19 protein-coding genes and 1 tRNA gene are annotated in these 21,394 nt (G+C 53.3%); 13 read left to right on the top strand and 7 right to left on the bottom strand.

Going from position 1 to position 21,394, the window contains the following annotated elements; translation table 11 throughout:
• Positions 1–4: 4 nt before the first annotated feature.
• A complete protein-coding gene (hpnA, locus tag FY034_RS10150) occupies positions 5–994 on the bottom strand; it encodes a hopanoid-associated sugar epimerase (RefSeq protein ID WP_265550146.1) in 990 nt (329 codons plus the stop codon).
• Positions 995–1,077: 83 nt separating this feature from the next.
• A complete protein-coding gene (gene shc / locus FY034_RS10145) occupies positions 1,078–3,132 on the bottom strand; it encodes a squalene--hopene cyclase (RefSeq protein WP_265550144.1) in 2,055 nt (684 codons plus the stop codon).
• 213 nt (positions 3,133–3,345) lie between these two features.
• Here shc and yhbY point away from each other — a divergent pair, with 213 nt between their 5' ends.
• The 7 genes from yhbY to FY034_RS10110 all read left to right on the top strand — a co-directional run bounded on the left by yhbY (position 3,346) and on the right by FY034_RS10110 (position 9,315).
• Positions 3,346–3,645, top strand: coding sequence for a ribosome assembly RNA-binding protein YhbY (gene yhbY / locus FY034_RS10140; protein ID WP_265550142.1), 300 nt, complete (start codon positions 3,346–3,348; stop codon positions 3,643–3,645).
• A 10-nt stretch (positions 3,646–3,655) separates the two neighbouring features.
• Positions 3,656–5,218 carry an aldehyde ferredoxin oxidoreductase C-terminal domain-containing protein gene (locus tag FY034_RS10135; protein ID WP_265550140.1) on the top strand — a complete coding sequence of 521 codons (1,563 nt, stop codon included), beginning with the start codon at positions 3,656–3,658 and terminating at the stop codon, positions 5,216–5,218.
• Entirely contained in the window at positions 5,218–5,592 is a 375-nt protein-coding gene (locus FY034_RS10130) for a YraN family protein (protein WP_416222783.1), read from the top strand. The genes FY034_RS10135 and FY034_RS10130 overlap by 1 nt, the downstream gene beginning before the upstream one ends.
• Before the next feature lie 14 nt (positions 5,593–5,606).
• Entirely contained in the window at positions 5,607–6,455 is an 849-nt protein-coding gene (locus FY034_RS10125; protein WP_265550136.1) for a nitrilase-related carbon-nitrogen hydrolase, read from the top strand.
• Positions 6,455–7,276: an NAD+ synthase gene (locus tag FY034_RS10120; RefSeq protein WP_265550134.1), complete on the top strand. Its 822-nt coding sequence runs from the start codon at positions 6,455–6,457 to the stop codon at positions 7,274–7,276. The genes FY034_RS10125 and FY034_RS10120 overlap by 1 nt, the downstream gene beginning before the upstream one ends.
• Positions 7,277–7,419: 143 nt before the next feature.
• Positions 7,420–8,694: a diadenylate cyclase gene (locus FY034_RS10115; protein ID WP_265550131.1), complete on the top strand. Its 1,275-nt coding sequence runs from the start codon at positions 7,420–7,422 to the stop codon at positions 8,692–8,694.
• Positions 8,695–8,919: 225 nt separating this feature from the next.
• The gene (locus FY034_RS10110) at positions 8,920–9,315 is read left to right on the top strand and encodes a PaaI family thioesterase (RefSeq protein WP_265550129.1); all 396 of its coding nucleotides are present in this window, start codon (positions 8,920–8,922) and stop codon (positions 9,313–9,315) included.
• Here the strand turns inward: FY034_RS10110 and FY034_RS10105 are convergent.
• The 3 genes from FY034_RS10105 to FY034_RS10095 are packed head-to-tail and all read right to left on the bottom strand — an operon-like array spanning position 9,296 to position 15,196.
• A complete protein-coding gene (locus FY034_RS10105; protein ID WP_265550127.1) occupies positions 9,296–10,246 on the bottom strand; it encodes a chemotaxis protein CheV in 951 nt (316 codons plus the stop codon). The genes FY034_RS10110 and FY034_RS10105 overlap by 20 nt on opposite strands.
• Position 10,247: 1 nt before the next feature.
• Entirely contained in the window at positions 10,248–11,561 is a 1,314-nt protein-coding gene (gene mtaB / locus FY034_RS10100) for a tRNA (N(6)-L-threonylcarbamoyladenosine(37)-C(2))-methylthiotransferase MtaB (protein WP_265550125.1), read from the bottom strand.
• Positions 11,558–15,196 (bottom strand): DUF748 domain-containing protein, encoded by a 3,639-nt coding sequence (locus tag FY034_RS10095; protein ID WP_265550123.1) that lies wholly within the window; start codon positions 15,194–15,196, stop codon positions 11,558–11,560. Before FY034_RS10095 ends, mtaB begins: the two co-directional genes overlap by 4 nt.
• A 128-nt stretch (positions 15,197–15,324) precedes the next feature.
• Between FY034_RS10095 and FY034_RS10090 the strand changes: the two genes are divergently transcribed.
• The 5 genes from FY034_RS10090 to FY034_RS10070 all read left to right on the top strand — a co-directional run bounded on the left by FY034_RS10090 (position 15,325) and on the right by FY034_RS10070 (position 19,780).
• Positions 15,325–15,855: a ferritin gene (locus tag FY034_RS10090; protein ID WP_265550120.1), complete on the top strand. Its 531-nt coding sequence runs from the start codon at positions 15,325–15,327 to the stop codon at positions 15,853–15,855.
• A gap of 2 nt (positions 15,856–15,857) precedes the next feature.
• Positions 15,858–16,076 carry a DUF1450 domain-containing protein gene (locus FY034_RS10085; RefSeq protein ID WP_265550118.1) on the top strand — a complete coding sequence of 73 codons (219 nt, stop codon included), beginning with the start codon at positions 15,858–15,860 and terminating at the stop codon, positions 16,074–16,076.
• Between the two features lie 183 nt (positions 16,077–16,259).
• Positions 16,260–17,906 carry a DUF3373 domain-containing protein gene (locus tag FY034_RS10080; protein WP_265550116.1) on the top strand — a complete coding sequence of 549 codons (1,647 nt, stop codon included), beginning with the start codon at positions 16,260–16,262 and terminating at the stop codon, positions 17,904–17,906.
• Positions 17,907–18,000: 94 nt separating this feature from the next.
• Entirely contained in the window at positions 18,001–18,684 is a 684-nt protein-coding gene (gene yrfG, locus FY034_RS10075) for a GMP/IMP nucleotidase (protein WP_265550114.1), read from the top strand.
• Complete coding sequence (locus tag FY034_RS10070; RefSeq protein ID WP_265550112.1) at positions 18,674–19,780, top strand: NAD(P)-binding domain-containing protein; 1,107 nt, start codon at positions 18,674–18,676, stop codon at positions 19,778–19,780. The genes yrfG and FY034_RS10070 overlap by 11 nt, the downstream gene beginning before the upstream one ends.
• Before the next feature lie 74 nt (positions 19,781–19,854).
• Here FY034_RS10070 and FY034_RS10065 read toward each other — a convergent pair whose 3' ends face one another.
• Both FY034_RS10065 and FY034_RS10060 read right to left on the bottom strand, forming a co-directional pair.
• Positions 19,855–20,157 (bottom strand): HU family DNA-binding protein, encoded by a 303-nt coding sequence (locus FY034_RS10065; RefSeq protein WP_265550110.1) that lies wholly within the window; start codon positions 20,155–20,157, stop codon positions 19,855–19,857.
• Between the two features lie 133 nt (positions 20,158–20,290).
• Positions 20,291–20,377, bottom strand: a tRNA-Leu gene (locus FY034_RS10060).
• Positions 20,378–20,719: 342 nt separating this feature from the next.
• On the opposite strand from FY034_RS10060, the gene FY034_RS10055 reads away from it, so the two are divergent.
• Complete coding sequence (locus tag FY034_RS10055) at positions 20,720–21,388, top strand: succinate dehydrogenase cytochrome b subunit (protein WP_265550108.1); 669 nt, start codon at positions 20,720–20,722, stop codon at positions 21,386–21,388.
• Positions 21,389–21,394: the final 6 nt, after the last annotated feature.

The raw sequence follows: 21,394 nt of genomic DNA, 5'->3' as shown, positions 1-21,394 counted from the left end.
TTCCTTATGCAGAGGCATAGCCATTGGAGCGGAACCAGTCAACAGCCCGCCGGAGCGCCTCTTCTACCGGAGTCTGGGGAAGTCCCAGTTCATGTACTGCCTTGGATGCATCGAAAAACATGAATTTCTTTGCCATCTGCACACCGGCCAGCGGGATCAGCGGTTCTTTGCCGGTCAGCCGTGAAAGTGCTTCATTTGCATAGGCAGCCAGCAGGATCGGTCTGTAGGGCAGACGCACCCTGGGGGCTGCAAGACCGGTCAACTGCTCAAGCATGCTGAAGATGTCACGCAGGGTGAGATCCCGGTTGCCAAGGATGTATTTCTGGCCGATCCGCCCCTTTTCCGCTGCCAGGATATGGCCCCTGGCGCAGTCTTCCACGGCGATCAGATTCAGGCCGGTATCAAGGTAGGCCGGCATCTTGCGGTTCAGAAAATCCACAATGATCTTGCCGGTCGGGGTCGGTTTGATGTCAAACGGTCCCACCGGGGTGGAAGGGTTGACTATAATCAGGCCAAGACCCTTGTCAACGAATTTTTCCGCTTCCCGCTCTGCCAGAAACTTACTCTTTTTATAGTCTCCCACCATGTCGGCCAGGCTGACCGGCGTCTCTTCTGTGCCTGGCGTCCCATTGCCGGGATTTCCCAGGGTGCCGACACTGCTGGTGTAGACCACCCGTGTCACACCGGCAGCAAGGGCTGCAGCCAGCAGGGTGCGGGTGCCATCCACATTGGCGTGGTACATGGCCTGTGGTTCAGGGCACCAGAGCCGGTAATCGGCAGCAGCATGAAAGACCCAATCGCAACCGGCCATGCCCTGTTCAAGCTGCTGTTGATCATGGAGATCACCCTGCAGGATGGTAACATCCAGCCCCTGAAGATTGGCGGTGTTAGAGCCGTTCCTGGCCAGCACACGAACCTTGTGCCCATCCTTCAGCAGTTCCCGTACTATGCTGGCGCCGATAAATCCGGTGGCGCCGGTGACAAAAGCCTTCATGGTCTGTCGTCTCTCCAGAATGGGAAAAGCCCCGTCTTGCAACAGCGGGGCTTCCCGTACGTGGCTGTTACTGCCGGTAGCTGCTACTGCGCGTGCGTTCCTGCGGTCAGGCGGCGATATCTGCCCAGTGCGGTCAGCGGGAAGCAGTTGCGATAAATATGGTACTTGATCATGAAATACTTGGGGAACCCGGTGCCGGTAAAGGCCTCTTCGTCCCAGGTACCATCACTGTTCTGGGTTGCCAGCAGATACTGAATGCCCCGCTCAACCGCCTGGCAACTGACTTCGCCGGCAGCCATCAGGGCCATCAGGGCCCAGGAGGTCTGGGAGGCGGTGCTGGGGCCGCAACCCATCAGGGTGCGGTCCCAGTATGAATCACAGACTTCGCCCCACCCGCCGTCCAGGTTCTGCCGGGACTTGATCCAGTTGACCGACTTCTTGATATAGGGGCTGGTCATATCCTCGCCGATCGCCTCCAGCCCGATCAACACATACCAGGTGCCGTAAATATAGTTGACGCCCCATCTGCCAAACCAGGGGCCTTCCGGCTCCTGCTCGTTTTTCAGAAACTCCAGGGCGCTGACCGCCTGGGGATGGTCCTTGGAATAACCAAAATTGCCCATCAGCTCCAGCATCCTGCCGGTCAGATCAGCAGTGGGGGGGTCGATCAACGCTTCAAGGTCGGCAAAGGGGATCTTGTTCAGCATATGCTTGGTGTTGTCTTTGTCAAAGGCAGCCCAGCCGCCGTTTTCGCTCTGCATCCCCAGACACCAGTCAATACCGCGCCGGATGGCATCCTGACGGGCTTTGGTGTTCTTGACTTTGATATCCTTGATGGCGATCATCACGGCTGTTGAGTCGTCCACGTCAGGGTACCAGTCGTTCTGGAATTCAAAGGCCCAGCCACCCGGTTCCAGGTCCGGGGATTTGATCTTCCAATCCCCCTTGATCCGTACCTCGCGGTCAAGCAGCCACTGGGATGCCTTGATCAGGGACGGGTGATCCAAAGGAACACTGGCCTCCTGCATGGCTTGCAGTACCAGCGCCGTATCCCAGACTGGTGAGATGCATGACTGCAGTACCAAGGAATCATTGTCTTCAATAGTGAAATTGGCCAGGGCCTCCAACCCTTTTGCCACTGCCGGATGATCGTTGGCATAACCCAGACAGTGCAACGCCAGGATGGCATTCAGCATGGCGGGCTGGATGCCGCCCCAGTCGCCGGTTTTCTCCTGGTGTTCAAGGATCCATTGTTCAACCTTTTCGGTTGCCTGCTTCTTAAAGGGGCGGATCGGGCTTGATTCATAGACCTTAAGCAGGTGATCCACGCCGATGAAGAAGTTCTTCAGGGAGAAGATGCCATCTTCCTTGGTAAAGGTGTAGTCGGTGGGGCGTGGCGGACGGACGTATAGTTCCTGTACCCGTGCATGGGGCGGTAGTTTATAGACCGGGCGGTTGGCCATCAGCACCGACATGGGGATGATGGTGGCACGGGCCCAGCTGGAGAACTCATAGACGTTCAGGTAGGCCCAGTCAGGCAGCAGCATCAGTTCGATCGGCATGGAGGGGACACCCAGCCAGGAGAACTCGCCGAACATGGCCAGAAACGTCTTGGTAAAGACGCGTGATTTGAGAATACCGCCATTGGCCAGGATGAAGTCACGGGCCTTGCGCAGGGCGATATGGTCAGCCGGGTAGCCGGCCAGCTTCAGGGCAAAGTAGGCTTCAATGGTGGTGGAAAGGTCGCCCGGGCCGTTGTGCCAGACCGTCCAGAAGCCGTCCTCGGTCTGCTGGCGCAACAGGTAGTTGGCCATCTTGCGCTCTTTATCCTTGTCAACCATGCCAAGGAAGTGGAACAGCATGATGTACTCTGCCGTGATGGTGACGTTTGACTCAAGTTCCGCCCACCAGTAGCCATCCGGCAACTGCTCGCGAAAGAAAAAGTCACGGGTCAGTTCAACGGCCTTATCCAGAGGGTTGCCTGCACTGCCTTCCATCTTTTTCCAGATGGAGGAGGGAAGGCGGTGGACTTTTGCGGGGCTCTTGACACTGATGGCGGCCGGAGCTTCCACTGGTGCTGCCGTGGTATGATTAAACGATGTCAGAGCGTGGGAAATCGGGTATTTGCTTGACTTCATAGGGTTGATGCTTCTCCTGAAGGCAGATATGTGCTGCTGAATATGCAGCCCATGATGACGATAAACAGAGTTTTTGTAGCACAATAGTAAAAAAATGTACACACTCTTTGCTGAAAGTCCGTTGGATTGTGCAGGATTCTGCTGGTGCCGGACTTGCGGGGTGTGCTATATCCTACTTTCTGATGTTTCAGTGTGAAAGGATTTGAGCTTATTATGTTAACGGGAAAACAAAAACGTCATCTGCGTGGATTGGGACACAGCCTGAAACCGGTTATTCTGATCGGTAAAAAAGAGGTTGATGAGGCCTTGATTGCCGAAACCGAGGCCGCCCTGGCCTGCCATGAGTTGATCAAGGTAAAGGTGCTGGAAAACTGTATGCTCGATCGCCACGAGGCTGCGGAGGCGCTGTCGGAAGCCACCGGTTCGGATATTGCCCAGGTGCTGGGTAAGACCTTCCTGCTGTACCGTGCTGCAGTGAAGCCGGTGATTGTGCTCCCGACCGGTCAGGAGTAGCGTGCAGGTCATGGCTGGAACTGCTGGCGGACAGATTGTACGGGTTGACCTGACAAGCGGGCAGTGCTTTCGTGAGCAGCTTTCTGCAGAGGTCATGACCGCTGCGCTGGGGGGGAGAGGGCTGGGGGCGGCTTTATTGCAGGAGTATGCCAACCTTGATCCGCTCAGTCCTGAGATGCCGCTGGTACTGACCATCGGACCTTTGTGCGGCACGCCAGTCCCGATGTCCTCCCGTTGTGTGCTGACCGGTTGTTCTCCGCTTGCCAAAACCATCTTCAGTAGTACCAGTGGCGGTCCTCTGGGGCCTTGCCTGCTGGGTGCCGGTCTGACAGCGATTCTGGTGCAGGGCAGGGCAGCCAGCCCCTGCTTGCTTGAAATAAGCCAAGATGGCGAGCAGCTTGTGCCGGCGGACCAGTTTTGGGGGCTTGGTTGTGAGGCAGCCATGCAGCAGTTGGGCAAGGTTGGCGCTGCAGCTGTTATCGGACCTGCTGGAGAACAGCAGGTGCTGTACGCCTCTGTTGAAACAACATCCGGTGAACCGTTCAGTCGTGGCGGGCTTGGTGCGGTGATGGGCAGCAAAAGGCTGAAAGGGATTGTATTGAAAACCGGTCCGGCAACAGCGGCAATTGCTGATCAACCCGGTTTTGACAAGGCCCTGGAGGACCTGATGCGGCTCTTTCGTGCCTCGCCGTTTCTGCTTGGGCCACTAGGTATTCGCGAACATGGTACTTCAGCCTTGGTGGATCTGCTGAAACAGCGCGGCATGCTGCCGGGCAGACATTTTGCCTCATTCACCGGCGACGAGACCCGTTGGAACGCCCATGCCCTGCAGCAACGGTTTCATCCGCAGCCAGGTGGCTGTTATGACTGTACGGTGGCTTGCAAACGGATTGTGTCAGATGGAACGCTGCTGCCGGAGTATGACCAGCTGGCGGCCTTTGGCGGCCTGTGTGGTCTGGACGATCTGGAGCAGATCATTGAGCTGTGCAGCTGGTGCCATGATCAGGGGGTTGATCCGGTCTCTTATGGCTCTGAAAAAATAGCGACTGCAGGAGAAACGGCCATGACTGTCAAGGGGCTTGATCTGCCTCCCTATGATCCCCGTGCCTCAACCGGTCTGGCCCTGGCCTATGCCACTTCTCCCCATGGTGGCAGCCATCTGCCTGCCTGGCCGATCGCCTCGGAGATCCTGCGCAAGCCGGTGCCCACTGACCGTTTCTCCTTTGATGGCAAGGCCAGAGTGATTGCCATGTTTGAGGATGCCAATGCTGCAGTAGATTGCCTGTCACTCTGCCGGTTTGCCTCTGCAGCGGTTGAGCTGGAAGAGTTGGCAGCCCTGCTGTCAGCGGTTGCTGGTCAGGGGTACAGCCCTGCTGATCTGATCAGGATCGGGCGCCGGACTGTCCAGCAGGAACGGCTGTTTAACCAGCAGTGCGGTTTTACTGCTGCCGACGATAACCTGCCGCAACGATTCTTTACGGAATCAGCCAATGGACTGGCACCACTTGACCAGCAACGTTTTGAACAGGAGCTGGCAGCCTATCACCGGATCAGGGCAGCTCAGTGCCTTTGATCGGGCAGCGCAATCAGGCTGTTGGTGAACTGGGGGAACGGGCCGCCGCAGAGTACCTGGTCAGCAGGGGCTACTCGCTACTGGAACGTAATTTTCGCAGCCGTGGCGGTGAAGTCGATATCGTGGCCAAAGATCGGGATGGCTGCATCGTCTTTGTGGAGGTCAAGACCCGCCGCAGCCTGACCTACGGCCTGCCGCAACTAGCGGTTACGCCGCGTAAACAGCATCAGATCAGCAAAGGGGCGCTGGCGTGGCTCTCAAAAAACAGGCGGCATGACTGTCCGGCACGGTTTGACGTGATCGCCGTTTTGCTGCAAGATGGTGTTGCGCCCAGGATTGAACATATACCCAATGCCTTTGATCTGGCCTATTGAAGGAGATCAGTTACATGGATTTCAGTGTTGCCCTCGTGCAGATAAAACCGAAGCTTGGCCGGGTGGCTGACAACCTGGCCCTGATTCAGGAACAGGTGGAGCAGGCCATTGCCCAAAAGGCAGACCTAGCGGTGCTGCCGGAACTGGCCCTGACCGGCTACTTTCTGAAGGATCTGGTGCCGGAAGTCGCCTTGACCCTGGACAGCCCTGAAGTCTCTGCCCTGCGGCAGCTGTCCAGACGGATCAGTATTGCGGTCGGCTTTGTGGAGGTCACGGCAGACTACCAATTCTACAACAGTGCCGCCTGGTTTGAGGATGGTGAGCTGAAGCACCTGCATCGCAAGGTCTACCTGCCTACCTATGGCCTGTTTGATGAACAGCGCTACCTTGGCCGTGGTGACCGCTTCCGCGCCTTTGATACAAAATTCGGCAGGATCGGCCTGCTGGTCTGTGAGGATATGTGGCATCTCTCGGCGCCGTATCTGCTGGCCATGGACGGGGCAACCACGCTGGTCTGCCTCTCCAGCAGCCCGGGTCGCGGGGTGGATGAGCAGACACTGGGGACTGCGACCGCCTGGCGCAACCTGACCACCTCAACGGCACGTTTTCTGACCTGCCGGGTCATCTATGTCAACCGGGTGGGCTATGAAGACGGAGTCGGCTTCTGGGGCGGCTCACATCTTGTTGCCCCCTCAGGGGAGATTGTTGCTGCCGCGCCTGAGTTTGAGCCTGCAACCCTGCAGGTCGCACTGAGCGATGCCGAGCTGCGGCGGGAGCGGATCAGCTCTCCGCTGGTGCGTGACGAAAATCTCTGCATCACGCTGCGTGAGCTGGCCAGGATTGATCGGGAAAGGAGTCGCTGATGTCGCAACTGACTATCAACACCCCCCTGGTGCGCCGGATGCTGGTGGGGTTTCTGCAGGACGAGATCTGGAAGGTCGGCGCAAAAAAGGCGGTGCTGGGGCTGTCGGGCGGTATTGACTCGGCCCTGGTCTGCCACCTGGCAGCCGAGGCGCTGGGGCCTGAAAATGTCCATGCCATCTGCATGCCGTACAAAACCAGTAACCCTGAGTCCGAGGCCCATGCCCGGCTGGTGGCTGAGGCAAGCGGTGTGCGGTTCAGCGTGGTGGGGATCACGCCGATGGTGGATGCCTACTTCGATCAGTTTCCCGATGCCGACAACATGCGGCGCGGCAATAAGATGGCCCGTGAACGGATGACCATCCTGTTTGACCATTCTGCCCTGTACGGCGGACTGGTGCTGGGTACCAGCAATAAGACCGAACTGCTGCTGGGGTATGGCACACTCTACGGTGACATGGCGTCTGCGCTCAATCCGATCGGGGACCTGTACAAGACCCAGGTCTGGCAGCTTTCGGAAGAGGTCGGCGTGCCCAAGCCGGTGATCGAGAAAAAACCATCGGCTGACCTCTGGGCTGGTCAGACCGATGAAGAAGAACTGGGTTTTACCTACCGTGAGGTGGACGAACTGCTCTACCGGATGGTGGATCAGCGGGCCGATAGTGCTGAGCTGGTTGCTGCCGGCTTCAAGCAGGAGTTTATCAGCAGTATCTACAACAAGGTGCAGAACTCGCACTTCAAACGTCGTCTGCCGGTGATTGCCAAGGTCTCCGGACGTACCATTGACCGGGACTTCCGCTACTCCCGCGACTGGGGCAAATGAATCATTAACTCCGATTTCAGTTTCAGGCTGATATCAAGGCGGCGAGGATTCCGGCGACGCAGGTGTACACGTAGTACATCGAGGAGCCGGGGACGAGCTAACGAAGATAGCGCCTGAAAATGGAATCGGTACAGGAGTCGAGCATGCCTCTCAATGTCTTTGATGCCATCAGACCCACCATCAGCACCCTCCTGGGGGGTGCCGGTGTTGATTTGCGTGCCGGTGAGGATGAGACAAAGACAGGAGAGGGCAGGCTGCTGCAGCCGGTGACCATTGAGGGCAAGTCGTACACCTTTTCAGCTGTCAGACAGGGGTTGCCCTTTACCAAGACCGAACTCCAGTTCTGCCGTGAGCTGTTGACCGCATTTTCAGGCCTGTACAGCGGGTTCAAGCTGGAAGGGTATGCTGCCCATTTCCGTACGGCGTTGCTGGCATCCATCATGGATATCACGGTTGCCCGGTTTCTGCGGGGCGATCGCAGCAAGGGGTTCTGGCCGATCCAGCAGCTGATCCAGCTCCTGAAAAACCTCTCCTATCAGCGCTATGAAGGTAAACCGGCCACCACCGGATTTCTGGTGCATCGAACCACGGAACCGGCCCTGCGTAAAACCATCAAGGATCGCAGCCACACCCTGATCCCGCTGCAACCCCATCAGAACGTCACACCCACCTTTCTGGACAACCCGCTGGCCTACCGTTTTATCGACGGCAACAACCTGTTCTTTGTTGCCACGATCCAGATGCAGGTGGTTGGTGTGCTGCGGACAGCCAACAACTCTGTCCAGACCGATATTGAACGTCTGACCCAGCGGGAACTGTTTTCTCTGGTCAGGCGCAGCGGCAGTGGTGCCTTTGCCATTACGGTCAATGAGGTGTCGGAGATCGAGGTGCTGATCAGCCCGGCCAAGCTGCTGCTCCGGCGCAAAGGGGCCTGGGTTATCTTTGATCCGGATATCTTCCGTTCCTTCCTGGCTGACAGTATTGATAACGAGGCGGTGGATGACCTGCTCTGGACCCTCTATGCGGTCTCCAAACAGCGCCATGGCACGGTCATCCTGATCCATGCCGGAACGCCGCGCCACCTGGCAACCCTGAAAAAAGGCTCGGTGGGCGGTGATGATCCGATCGGCAGGTTGCTGATCAGCCAGGTCAAGGGGCAGACCATCGCCCAGCTGAAACAGTCGGGCATTCTGCTGAGGATTCTGTCCTCGGACGGCATGACCGTGTTGGACAATAAGGGCAAGTTGCTTGAAACCGGCTTTATCATTGATACCTCCCATGCCCGTGAGATGGTTACCGGCGGTGGACGGACCACGGCCGCCATTGCCGCCTCCTTCTTTGGCAAGGTGATCAAGGTCTCACAGGATGGACCGATTGAGCTGTATCAGGATGGCAAGCTGATCTACCGGTTCGGATAAAACTGCTGCGGAGACCGTCAGTCCCTCATCCCCTCCCTTCTCCCCGAGGGGGAAGGGCAAGCTTAACCCTCTCCCCGCAGGAGAGGGTGGCCAAAGGCCGGTTGAGGGCGTTACGCGGTGCTCACTCCCTCGCCTACCTGAAACGGTATGTCTCGGTCGTTGCGCTCCGGGCGCCTTGTATCCGGCCTTCCTCGCAAGTTTTATAGAGAAGGAGTCGTTATCACTATGGACGTTGTTGACGATGGCCGCTGTTTCATCTGCGGCAAGGATAACCCGATCGGGCTGAAGGCGAGGTTTGTCATCGATCCCGAGAGGCGGCGGGCTGAGACGACCGTGCAGATCCCTGAGCATTTTCAGGGCTGGCAGGGGATCACCCATGGTGGCATCATCTCGGCGTTGCTGGACGAGATCTGTGCTCAGGCCTGCATGGGCACCGGCATGCAGGTGGTCACCAGTGAGCTGAAGTTGCGTTACCGCGCACCGGTTCCCACCGGCTCAACCATCACGGTGATCGGCGAGGTGGTGGGTGAACGCCGTCGCCTGGTGGATGCAAAAGGCAGGGCAGAGCTGGATGGACAGGTGGTGGCTGAGGTAGAGGTGGTTATGTTTCGCCTGGGGTGATAAACAGGTCGTCGTCGGACCGTTCCAGGGCCTTGAAGATATGCTCTGCCAGGGTGTTGGGGGCAAACTTGGCAACGAAGTCGTCAGCACCGGCCTCTTCGGCCTTCAGGCGATTGGTGGGGTTGCTCATGGAACTGTGCAGTAGTATCTTGGTGTTCCCATAGGATGGCATGCTGCGCAGACTGCGGGTAAAGGTAAAACCATCCATCCCCGGCATCTCAATATCGGAAATAACCAGGTCAAAGGCCGGTTCTCCCTGCTTGTCCCGTTCCTCAAGCCAGGCTAATGCCTGTACCGCAGATGATTGTGAACTGTATGTCATCCCCAGATGGTTCAAGGTCTGCTGCATCATGGCCAGGGCGGTTCGTGAATCATCCACCAGCAGGACGCTCCGGTTCTTGAGTGCAGCACCACGGCTGGCAAGCTCATCCGTCACCTCTGCTTCATATCCCATTAAATCCGCTAGAATTCCCTCTATATCAAGCAACAAGATTGTTTCATTGGTATCACTGTAGGCGATAGCCACCAGCGAACGGGCCTGAATACCATCCGGCTTATGGATTTCATCCCAGCCACGGGTAATCAGAGTCTCAGGAGAGGCAATAATAAAGGCATTCAGCTGTTGGCTGTATTCGCAGATAATCAAGTAGGCCAGTTGCCGGTCAAAAGGGACCGGTTCCATACCAAGCGCCTCTGAAAGATCAATGGCAACGATCGGCTTGCCCCTGAAATCAACCGCCCCTTTCACCGCCTGGTTGGCATGGGGCATCCGGTCAAAACGGTTTGGGCTTTCCAGTATTTCAATAATCTTGAAGACATTGATGCCATAAAGCTGACCATCACTTAAACGGAAGGTGAGCATCTCCATCTGGTTTGTGCGGGAAAGGTTGGTGCGTTTCAGGGCCTCATCAAGGGATGTTGCTGTTGCCATGTCAGACTCCTTCACAGATGCCGTGCAAATAGTTGCTGTGCAGATAATCGACATGCACAGTAACTTCATGGTTCAGTAACGATGGGGGGGCCGGATAGCAGACTTCCAGATAGTTACGTGAAAGCCCGGTCATAAGACCGGTGACTGGATTGTGTCGCTGCCCAAGAACCGGTAAAGGCTTACCAATGAAACGTTGCTGAAAGGCCGCACGTTTATCTGCAGCTATGCCGCGTAACCGCTCTGCCCGCTCCTTGATGATGGCTGGTTTGAGATGGCCTGACATGGCAGCTGCCTTGGTGCCTGGGCGGATAGAGTAGGGGAACAGATGCAGATCAGCCAGGGGCAGTGATGCCACAAAGGTACAGGTCTCGCTAAACTCCTGCTCTGTTTCACCAGGGAAGCCGGCAATCAGGTCTGCAGCAATAAAGGCATCAGGCAGCAACTGTGCCGCAGTTGTAATCCGGTTGGCATAAAAGTTGGTGTCATAGCCGCGCCCCATCCGTTGCAGTACGCTGTCAGAGCCGCTTTGCAGCGGTATATGCAGGTGATGACAGAGCCGTGTTGAGTGTTTGAACAGGGCCAGCAGCCCGTCTGTCAGTTCATTGGGTTCAATGGAACCAAGGCGCAGACGATGGATTGCATTCTGCTTTTCCAGAAGCAGTACCAGTTCAGTCAGGCTGCTACAGGGGGACAGGTCAAGCCCATAGGCACCCATATGGATACCGGTTAAAACCACCTCCTGATACCCAGAGCCAACCAGTCTGCTCACTGCTTCTGTAACTTCTTGGGGGGGGACGGACCGACTCGGCCCCCGGGCAATCGGCACAATGCAGTAGCTGCAGCCTGTTTCGCAGCCGTTCTGGATCTGTAGAAACGCTCTGGTATGCTCGCTAAAACTGGTCAAACGTAAAGGTCCGCTTGTTTTCAGGCTGGTCAGATCAGTAACTCGATGCTCACCCCGCTCCATATGCAGTACCAGATCATGTTTTTCCTCATTACCCAGCACCAGGTTCAGCTCAGGCAGTGCTTGAAGATCTGATGGTGCCACCTGGGCATAGCAACCGGTGGCAACCACCCTGGCAAGGGGATTGGCTCGCCGGGCGCGACGGATCAGACGTCGTGATTCAGCATCACTGCGGGCAGTGACCGTACAGCTGTTGATCAGGTAGAGGTCAGCCTCTGCAGTAAACGGCACCAGTTGCCAGCCATCAGCCTTTAGCTGCTCAACCATATCTGCTGTCTCAAACTGGTTAACCTTGCAGCCCAGTGTGGCTACAGCAAACCGTTTCGTATGGTGTGGTTCTGTACTGGTCATGATGCAATCGGATTCAGTTCCACCCTGCTGGCAGGAGCAGTTTCCTGTTTAGGTGGTTTCAGGATGTTATCCTGCTTCTGAAATATCCGCTGGGATTCCAGTTTGCCCTTGGTGATCAGGTGCTGTTTGACCGCAGCGGCCCGTTGTGCAGCCAGTTGCTGCAGATCCTGATCAGTTACTTTGGTGTTGGCAATAATCAGTTTTTTCATCTCAGCATCAGGCAGATCCTTGATCATGCCGATCATGTTGCGCGGTTTGGGAAATTTTTCCTTAAGATAGACAGCCTTCAGATAACGGGAATATTCGGCTGGCTGGATGACCATCTTCTCTGCATCATCGCCCTCTTTTGTTTGGCGGTTCTTTACCAGTTCATGGAATTTTTCCTGCCGCATCTTCAGTTGCAGCAGTTCCGCACGGTATCCTTCAGGGTCACGCTGTTTATCAACAAAGCCTGATAGTTCAACCTTCAGACCGGGCCTCTGGCTGAGGGCAGAGGCCAGAGTTTCCAGCTTTTTTGCCTCTGCTGGTGCCAGCACCGCTGAACCAGGTGCAAAGGTTACGCTGCTCAGGTCTTCACTGGAACCCATCATGGAAGAGAGCAGGGCAAAGGGAGAGGTGGCTGCCTTGATAAACAGGTTGGCCACCACCTGCCAGACCACACCCCAAATACTGAACTTGGGGTCATCGGTCCGGCCGCTAACCGGCAGATCAAGATTGATCTGGCCATTGCGATCCTTCAGTAGGGCGATGCCAAGACGAACCGGCAGTTTGGTTGCCTTGGCACTGTCAACCGACTTGCCAAAGGTAAACTGATCAACAAACACCTTGTTGGATGCTTCCAGTTTCTTGTTTTCAATATGGTACTTCAGATCAAGGAACAGCTTGCCCTTGTCAATCTCATAGCCCAGATAGGTGCCGGAGTACGGGGTGGCAGGTGACAGCTCAATATCCTTAAACGATATGGTCAGATCCACAAACAGATCGTCACGCAACGGGTTGATTTTTCCGGTAATTTGAAGCGGTGAATGGCTCTCAAGATTGCCGCGTAGGTCAACCTCGGCACGGGTATTCATGTCAGACGATAAGCCGCTGACCCGTCCTCCCAGATTATGAAAGGTGCTACGGAACTGCTGGGGCAGGTGGGCGTCGCTGAAGGCGATGGTGCCGTCCTGAACCGTCAGGGTATCAATCTTTATCTGTGCCTTTTGGGATGCTTGCGGGGCTACCGTGGCTGGTGCAGGCGCAACAGATGGCGGTGCTGCCGTCCCTGTAGTTGGCAGTTGTTTTTGCTGCTGTTCTTTAGTCACCAGGTTCTGCAGGTTCAGGGTGCCGTCTTTACGGACAGCAATTTTTGAATAGACACCATTCAGCGCAATCTGACGGATGGACAAAGAGAAGGGGGCCAGATTGCCATTGATCTGGTCAAGCTGCAGGCTTTCCCATTTCAGAAGGTCTTCTTCCTGCACCGTGTCAACAGTATGAAAACCACGCACCCCGGCGCTGCCGCTGAAACTGCCGACCGGTTTGTTATCCTTATCTAACGCAACATTCACCTTCATGCTGCTGTCCAGGGTGCCCCCCAGTACAAAGACGTTGACGTTATCAGGAATGTAGCTTTCAAAATCCTGGATCGGCAGTTTGGCAAAGCTGGTTGTGCCGTTAAATTTGAACGGCAACGGGGTGACCGTACCTGCAACCTTGATCGGTGCATTTTTGCCAAAGATACTGCTAAACTGCAAAGGCATGGCTGAGAAGGTCGGGCCGGTCAGGTTTCCGGTACTTAGCCGAATATTTGAGAGGGTAAAGACAGGTGGTTCGCTGAACTGCTTATCCGCAAAGGTGGTGGAAAGCCCGGTTACATTGATTTTATTGACCAGCCAGGCAAGCGGCTTCTGATTTGCCTTGGCTACTGCCGCCTTGACAGGTGCAGGTTCTGGCTTAACCGGTTTGGCGCTGTTTGCTGCTGGTTGTTTCAGCAGTGAAAGCGCTGATAGTTTGCCATCAGCCTCGCGGGAGAGCTTTATGTTACCCCCTGCCAGTTTGATCTCTTCAACCGCAGCCTTGTTTTCTTTCTGGCTAAAGGAGATGCCGGTCAGATCAAGGCTGGTAAGTCTGGTGCTGTCTTTGTCACCATACTCAGCAACGATATCTTTTAGATGAACACCTAAATCCTTTACAGATGCTCCATCCTCTGCAGTAAAAGCAGCCTTGCCTTCCAATGACAGATTGCCCTTAACCGGTGCTGTCAGCAGGTTTTGCAGATAGGGCCAGCCCCGCTGTAATTTGATGCCGGTCAGGTTGAACTGGCTGGTTGCGCTGATTGGTGAAAGTGCGGCGGTGCCTGAAGCAACAAACTTTTCTGCACTATCCCCATTAAAAGAAATGTCATAGGTGCTTTGAGCATTGGCAGTGGTGGAAAGGTTGCTGAGCTTGACCGCGATCGCCTGCAGCTGGCTTTTGAATCCTCCGGCAGGTTGTTTGTCATGAAATGAGATGGTTCCATCTGTCAGCGCCAGGTTTTCAACCAGCAACTTCAGGGGAGGGGCTTCTTCCTTTTTTGCAGGCTTTTTAACCACTTTGGGCGGTGCCGACTGTGCTGGCAATAACCGTTGGAAGTTCAGCTTGCCTGTGCTGTCACGTTCAACCTGCAGAGACAGGCCATCAAGGGCCACCTGTTGCAGCACCACCTTGCGGCTAAACAGTTCAATCTCTTTTGACACAACATCAAACCGCTTGAATGATGCCAGTGCAGCGCTGTTCTTTTCCTTAATGCTGATCGCATCAAGCCGTGTCAGGCCTTTAACCGTCAATTCAGGCTTCTTGTTCTGAAAAATACGATAGGCCACAGCCAGATCAAGGCTTAGTTTGCCGCTGTCCAGTTTGATTGGTACCTGGGCAGGAAGGTAGGCCAGATAGTGGGGCAGATCAAGGTCCGTAAGTTTAATGTTAAGATCAGTCTCCATTGATTTGGCCAATGGTTTTGACTTGCCGTTAAAGCTGAATTTGGCACCATTGATTACAGCAGCAAACTTGGGGTCAGTATACTGTTCTGCTAGATAGGGGATGGTGCTGATAAACGGAATGGCCAGTTGTAAATCCCGAATGGTATGCTTTTTACCGCCAGCAACAGCTCTATCATCAAAATCAATACTACTATTTTGCAGAGCAATATTGTTGATTGAAAATCGTGGTGTGCCGCTCTTCTCTTTTTTAGGCTGAGCAGCCAGCCGATCAAGAATGTCAGAAAAATTGTAACGGTTGGCAGCCGTACGCACCAGACCAACCTGCAGCGTATCAAGGCTCAGTTCATCAACTACCGGCGCAAATCTGAATATACTGGTGCTGGAAAGTGATACCCGCAAGCGTCCAAGTTGGACAAAGGGAGTTTTTGCATCAGGCTCAAGCAGCTTGACCCCCTGCACGGTCAGGGTCATGCCAAAGGGGTTAAAACGTACTTTTTCAATGCTGGCAACGCGACCGGTTGCCTTCAGAATTGCTTTTTCAGCCTGGGATTTGATAATAACCGGCAGGATCAGGGTTGAGAATAGGACAAAGGTGACAAATATACCTCCGCCCCAGACGAGCAGCTTTTTCCGTTGTTGTTTCAGCCATTCCAGCAGGTTGTGCAGGCTCATGGTCCCCTCCTTCAGCAGTGCTATCCGTAACTATACACCACTTTTGGCAACCTGACAGCATCAGCCTGCTTGAAATTGGGCATTAGTGCAGTATACTCACAAAAAAATAAGATTTAGGAGGTTTTAGCATGATCAGTAAAACCACGGCAGATGCCCTGAATAATCACATGAACTTTGAGCTGTATTCCGCCAACATCTACCTCTCCATGTCATCAGCCGCCAATGAAATGGGGCTGAAAGGGGCAGCTACCTGGTTCATGGTCCAGTATCAGGAAGAGATGACCCATTTTATGAAGTTCTTCAACTATCTGGTTGACCAGGGAATTAATATCACCCTGACCGCCAGCAAGGCGGTGCCAAATAAGTACAAGTCATTGCTGGATATGATGGAAAAGACCCTGGCCCATGAGCAGATCGTGACCGGCCGGATCAATGATCTGGCAGAGCTTGCGGTAAAGGAAAAAGATCACGCCTCCCAGATTTTTCTGCAGTGGTTTATAACCGAGCAGATTGAGGAAGAAAACAATGACCGCGATATCATTGCCAAGCTAAAACTGGTGGGCGATAACGGCCACGGCATCCTGATGATTGATGGCGATCTTGGCACACGGGTCTTTGTCGCCCCCCCTGGTGGCGCAGCACCGTTTCCGGTGGCGTAGTGGTGAAAATCCGGCTCTGTGAACATAACCAGGGAGCAGAAAAACTGGCCAAACGGTTAAATGAACAGTTTGCAGGGCTGAATATTAAAATTAAAAAATGTGCAAAGCAGTGCAAAACCTGTAAGCAAGAACCCTTTGCAGTTGTTGATAAACAGGTTGTTAAAGCGGCTGATTCTAATGTGTTGCTGGATCAGGTACGTGAATTGATAGAACGTCAATGAATCTTGATTTTGTCTTTATGTGAATATTCAAATATTTGAATGAATACGATAAATTGTTGCAGTTGGGTAAAGATTTGTGTATGGTCACACCGTTTTGTTGTCATGATATAGAAGATGTTGATGTGGTTTTAAGAGCAGTTAACGTCCACCAGCAGTATTCATCCCACCAAAAGGAGAAGATGCATGCGTAAAGTAAACAAGCTGTTGTTGTCCACCGTACTTGCACTGGCCATTCCGGCTGGCGCCATGGCTGCAGAGGCAGATCTGCAGGTCAAGATTGACAAGCTGTCCCAGCAGATGGAAGACCTGAAGGGCCAGGTTCAGCGGATTGAAGACAAGTCCCTGGGCAAGTGGCTGCAAATTGGTGGTAGCTATCAGTTCCGTATGGACAGTCTGCACGGTAAGACTGAAGCTTACACAGATGCCTATGGTACAATGATGAATTTGCAAAATTATGCTCAAATGCAATATCTTACTGGTAACGCTGCGCCATATAATCTGTTGTCAACGGTTATGGCTTATAATAATTATGGTGCTATCAGTAGTTTCATGACCCCTGCAAATGTCGCTGCATTGCAAGCCATGATGGGTACAGCAGGAATGGTTCAGGTACCTGCTGGTAAGCCACAAAATGAAACACTCTATACCAATAAGTTTGCACTTGACCTGAAGGCCAAGGCAACCAAGGACGTAACTGTTAACGTCAAGTTGGGTATGTACAAGGTGTTTGGTTCACAGGACGATACTGCTATTAACGGTAATGCCTACTTTGCTGACCGTGTAGGTATCTTTGATGGTGTGCTGGGCCATGTGCCTTCCAGCAGTTATCTGAATGTTGACCGTGCCTATGCAACCTGGTCAAATATTATGGATCAGCCGGTCTGGCTTTCGGTTGGTCGTCGTCCTTCAACTGATGGCGCCCCTACTAACCTGAAGTCTAACAATGAGCGTCCTGGCAACGGTGGTACTCCTGCGTTGTTAGTTAACTATGCCTTTGATGGTATGACCTTGGGCTATGCCCCTGATATTGACATGCTGCCCGGCTTCTATGCCAAGGTCTGTTATGGCCGTGGTTTTGATTCCGGCTATCATCAGGCTACCTCTAACAGCCTGAAAGATACTGATATGCTGGGTGTGGCTATTATCCCGGTTGATACTGATCCTCTGCGGGTCTGGTTCCAATGGAACCGTGGTTTCAATATCTTTGACTTCCCGGTCATGAAAAACACCGCCTTTGGTGATACAGCTCCTTCCACAAACCTTGGTTCCATTGACTGGTTTGGTCTGGGTGGTATGTCTACCCTTAAGAAGGTTGGCCCTGGCGACCTGAACTTCTTTGTTGATGGCGGTCTGAGTGTTACTCACCCAACTCAAGCTGTTTCCGCCAATGCTGGTTTTCAGGGGTTGCTGACAGGTGGTTTTATGAACCCTGAAGCACCTTCAGACAAGACCGGTTATGCTGTGTTTGCTGGTGTGCGTTATGACCTGCCCACCAAGACCAAGCTTGGCTTTGAATTTAACTACGGTTCAAAAAATTGGATCACCTTCTCACCTGCTGCTGATGACATGTGGACCAGCAAGGTTGGAACTCGTGGTAAGGTCTATGAGCCCTATGTTATTCAAGAGCTTGACCTGAAGCCGATCTCTTCGGTCTTTGCTAAGGCATTCTTTAAGCTGGGCTATCAGTTCTATGACTTTGAGTACACCGGCAGCAACAACTGGGTTGGTGCTCCGATGAAAATTTCTGACGTAACTGCCAACACTATGCTGCTTCAAGCACCAGTTAAGTCAGCACATGACATCTATGGTACCTTCGAAGTTCACTTCTAAGCTGTAATGCAGTAGCTGTAAACCTTCATGTGGAAAAGGGCAGGCCTTCGGGTCTGCCCTTTTTTTTCTGCGCAAAGAGGTATATAAATACACAATGATACTTGACTGGTACGATGTTGATACAGTGTTGCTGGATATGGACGGCACGCTGCTGGATCGTCATTTTGATGATCACTTTTGGCTGGAGCATGTACCTAAACGTTGGGCAGCAAAGCATAAGGTACCGGTAAAGCAGGCCAGAGAGCAGTTGCACGACCTGTTTCGTTCGCAGGAGCGCACCCTGAACTGGACTGACCTTGATTACTGGTCTGACCGGCTTGGTCTGGATATTCCGCTCTTAAAGCTGGAAGTGGAACACCTGATTGCGGTGCATCCTGGCGTGATTGAGTTTTTGACCTTTTGTCGCCAGCAGGGCAAGCAGCTCTGGTTGGTAACCAATGCCCATAGTAAAACTCTGGATATTAAGTTGAAGAAAACTCTGATCGGTCACTGGTTTGATGGTGTTGTTTCAGCCCACCAGGTAGGTCTGCCCAAGGAAGACGGTGGTTTTTGGGCAGAATTGCAGCGTTTTGTCAGCTATAATCCGGCACGGACAATGCTGGGGGAGGATAGTGAGACCAATCTGCAGACTGCAGCTGATTACGGTATTAAGTATCTTTTTTATGTGAGTCACTACAGTTCGCAGTGTGTGCCGACTGTATCCAATAGGTTTGTAACTATTGATTATTTTAATCGTTTGCTCCCACCTGCAGGAGGTTTAACTGCCCATGTCTGCTGAATTCTATGATGTCATTATTATCGGTGGTGGTCCTGCCGGTCTGGCAACGGCCTATCTCTGCCACAAACATAACCTGACGTATCTCGTACTGGAGTCCGGAAAGGCCCCATTTCAGGGGATAGCCAATACCTATCCCCAGGGTAAGCTGGTCTATGCCTCCAAGCCCAAAGATGCACCGGAACCGTTTCTGGTGGATGAGTTGCGACCACCGGACAAGCCGGTGACAGTGGAAAGTTACCTGCAGTATGTGCAGCATTTTGTGCAGCACGAGAACCTGCATATTCGCACCGAGGTGGCTTTTGAAAATATTCAGGATGAACGTGATTTTCTGAGTATTACGACTGATAAGGGCCGTTTTAAGGCCCGTAAGGTGGTGTTGGCCTTTGGCAGTAGCATCCCCCGTGAACTGTCGGTCTATGGCGATGCCAAGATGGTGGCTAAGAACGTGGATGACCCCACAAAGTATGTGGGAGTTAAGACCCTGGTGATTGGTGGCGGTAATACGGCTGCTGATGTGGTAATTACGATTCTAAAGTCAAAGCGGGAGTGTAATGATACCCAGCCGGTTTATTGGGCCCATAAGTCTGAAAAATTTGATGTCAACAAAGAGACTGCTCAGCGACTCGGTGAGGAAATTTTGCTGGGCGGTAATATTCGCCTCCTGCCAGGGGCGACGCCACGTATCGGTGAGGTGGATGACGAGGGGGTTGATCGTCTTGTGATCAGGATCAATGAATTCAAGCAGGCGGATGGCATTGACCTCTATCATGCCTTGAGCTTCCCTATGCAGAATGTGATCGCCTGTATCGGTTCTCAGGGGCCGGTACCGATCTTTGATAAACTGGGAGTGCAGACGATCTCCTGTACTGCTGGAGTCTGCAGGGTTGCCAAAGAGGGAGATCGTCTGGTGCTGCTTTCGGCTGAATTTGAATCAACCCGCAAAGGGGTTTATGTGGTGGGTGGAGCAATTTCACCTTCATACATGAAGATCAGTGAGGGATCAATTCAGGAAGAGAAGCATCCCAACCTGATTTATACGGCTATTAATGATGCCTACCATGTGGTGGAGGCGATCAGGAGTAAACTTGGGAAGTGATTTCCGCTGATTGTGTCAGCATGAGACAAAAAAAGACCCCGCCAGAGCGGGGTCTTTTGCGTCTATCGTTGTTACTACTTTTTCTTGGCTTTACAGGCGGCCTTTTTACACACAAGGTCTTTAAGTGACTTGCCAGGAGAAAATTTGCCGGATGTCTTTGCAGCAATTTTGATCGCCTTGCCGGTCTGGGGATTACGACCAGTACGGGCTTTGCGGGTAATGGCTGAGAAAGTGCCGAATCCCACCAGGGTCACCTTATCGCCTGCAGTCAATGCACCGGTTACGCCGGCAATGAAGCTTGCCAAGGCTTTTTCAGCCTGTGCCTTGGTGAGCCCAGCCCCTTCAGCCATCTTTGCAACAAGTTCTGATTTCTTCATAGTGCCTCCCTGTGGAGATTAATTAAGATAATCGCCTTATAGCACAGCTGGCTGATAACAGAACAAAAAAAAGCCTGAATAAAAGAAAAAAGGTGCAAACAGAGGTGAGTGATTAAGGGATGTTAAGAAAGAGTGGTGCGGGCAGCCGGACTCGAACCGGCACAGGGTTGCCCCCGAGAGATTTTAAGTCTCTTGTGTCTACCTATTCCACCATGCCCGCAAAAGATGGACTATATAACATGGGTTTTGGTAGATGTCCACCAGCTTTGCGTCAGACAAGCCGGCGGGCCGTTTGGATGGTCTTACGGGGCAGGCCAGCTTTGTATGCTGTATACATAAAACCCTTGCAATTTCCTAAAACGGCGTTTAGTATACGCGGTGCTTTGAAATACTGTTTCAAAGGGATTCTGCACAAGACATAGATACCCCACAAGGAGGCTCTTCATGCCGCATTACCGCAGGCTTAACTGGCGGGGACCACCGCAGGGCGTATAATCGACGTATTTGGGCTAGTCAGTCACGCAGTGAGCATCATCACTACATCATAAAAGGAAGGGAGTTTATGGAATTTCTGAACACATCCATCGGCAGAAAGATTGTGATGGCAGTAACAGGTCTGTGTATGGTCCTGTTTGCTGTTGTCCATCTTATCGGCAACAGTACCATTTTTGTAGGCCCGAGCGGGATCAACGCCTACGCCGAGCATCTGCACAGCATGCCGCTGCCCATCATCATGATCTTCAGGGCAATCATGCTGGCACTGTTTGTAGTACACGTGGTCTACGGTATCCAGTTGACCATTGAAAACCGTGGTGGCCGTCCCTCCGACTACGCTGTCAAGGCAACCCGCAAGGCGACCTTTGCCAGTGAAAACATGATCTGGACCGGTCTGCTGCTGTTTGTCTTTATTGTGTATCACCTGCTGCATTTCACGTTCCGCGCTACCCCCGGTCTGACACTGGTTAATGATGCTGCCGGTCATTTTAATGTCTTTGCCATGGTGGCTTCCAGTTTCTCATCCATCGCCGGTGCCGGTATCTATGCCGTGGCCATGGTGGTGCTGTTCATGCACCTCTATCACGGTATTCAGAGCCTGTTCCAGACCTTTGGTCTGGCAAACGGTAACACCCTGCCCACCATCACCAAGGCCGGTGCCCTGGTTGCTCTGGTGCTGTTCGCCGGGTTCGTTGCCATCCCACTGTCAATTCTCTTCGGAATCATAAAAGGTTAAGGGGGT

Origin of the sequence: Trichlorobacter lovleyi (genome assembly GCF_015239775.1) — a bacterium.
Lineage (GTDB): Bacteria > Desulfobacterota > Desulfuromonadia > Geobacterales > Pseudopelobacteraceae > Trichlorobacter > Trichlorobacter lovleyi_B.
The sequence above is the reverse complement of the archived record's forward strand: the minus strand, read 5'-3'. Positions and strand labels throughout refer to the sequence as shown.

What these genes read in the sequence shown, in the direction of transcription:
- hpnA (WP_265550146.1), bottom strand. Translation starts at nt 994, where the DNA reads ATGAAGGCTTTTGTCACCGGCGCCACCGGATTTATCGGCGCCAGCATA.
- shc (WP_265550144.1), bottom strand. Translation starts at nt 3,132, where the DNA reads ATGAAGTCAAGCAAATACCCGATTTCCCACGCTCTGACATCGTTTAAT.
- yhbY (WP_265550142.1), top strand. Translation starts at nt 3,346, where the DNA reads ATGTTAACGGGAAAACAAAAACGTCATCTGCGTGGATTGGGACACAGC.
- FY034_RS10135 (WP_265550140.1), top strand. Translation starts at nt 3,656, where the DNA reads ATGGCTGGAACTGCTGGCGGACAGATTGTACGGGTTGACCTGACAAGC.
- FY034_RS10125 (WP_265550136.1), top strand. Translation starts at nt 5,607, where the DNA reads ATGGATTTCAGTGTTGCCCTCGTGCAGATAAAACCGAAGCTTGGCCGG.
- FY034_RS10120 (WP_265550134.1), top strand. Translation starts at nt 6,455, where the DNA reads ATGTCGCAACTGACTATCAACACCCCCCTGGTGCGCCGGATGCTGGTG.
- FY034_RS10115 (WP_265550131.1), top strand. Translation starts at nt 7,420, where the DNA reads ATGCCTCTCAATGTCTTTGATGCCATCAGACCCACCATCAGCACCCTC.
- FY034_RS10110 (WP_265550129.1), top strand. Translation starts at nt 8,920, where the DNA reads ATGGACGTTGTTGACGATGGCCGCTGTTTCATCTGCGGCAAGGATAAC.
- FY034_RS10105 (WP_265550127.1), bottom strand. Translation starts at nt 10,246, where the DNA reads ATGGCAACAGCAACATCCCTTGATGAGGCCCTGAAACGCACCAACCTT.
- mtaB (WP_265550125.1), bottom strand. Translation starts at nt 11,561, where the DNA reads ATGACCAGTACAGAACCACACCATACGAAACGGTTTGCTGTAGCCACA.
- FY034_RS10095 (WP_265550123.1), bottom strand. Translation starts at nt 15,196, where the DNA reads ATGAGCCTGCACAACCTGCTGGAATGGCTGAAACAACAACGGAAAAAG.
- FY034_RS10090 (WP_265550120.1), top strand. Translation starts at nt 15,325, where the DNA reads ATGATCAGTAAAACCACGGCAGATGCCCTGAATAATCACATGAACTTT.
- FY034_RS10080 (WP_265550116.1), top strand. Translation starts at nt 16,260, where the DNA reads ATGCGTAAAGTAAACAAGCTGTTGTTGTCCACCGTACTTGCACTGGCC.
- yrfG (WP_265550114.1), top strand. Translation starts at nt 18,001, where the DNA reads ATGATACTTGACTGGTACGATGTTGATACAGTGTTGCTGGATATGGAC.
- FY034_RS10070 (WP_265550112.1), top strand. Translation starts at nt 18,674, where the DNA reads ATGTCTGCTGAATTCTATGATGTCATTATTATCGGTGGTGGTCCTGCC.
- FY034_RS10065 (WP_265550110.1), bottom strand. Translation starts at nt 20,157, where the DNA reads ATGAAGAAATCAGAACTTGTTGCAAAGATGGCTGAAGGGGCTGGGCTC.
- FY034_RS10055 (WP_265550108.1), top strand. Translation starts at nt 20,720, where the DNA reads ATGGAATTTCTGAACACATCCATCGGCAGAAAGATTGTGATGGCAGTA.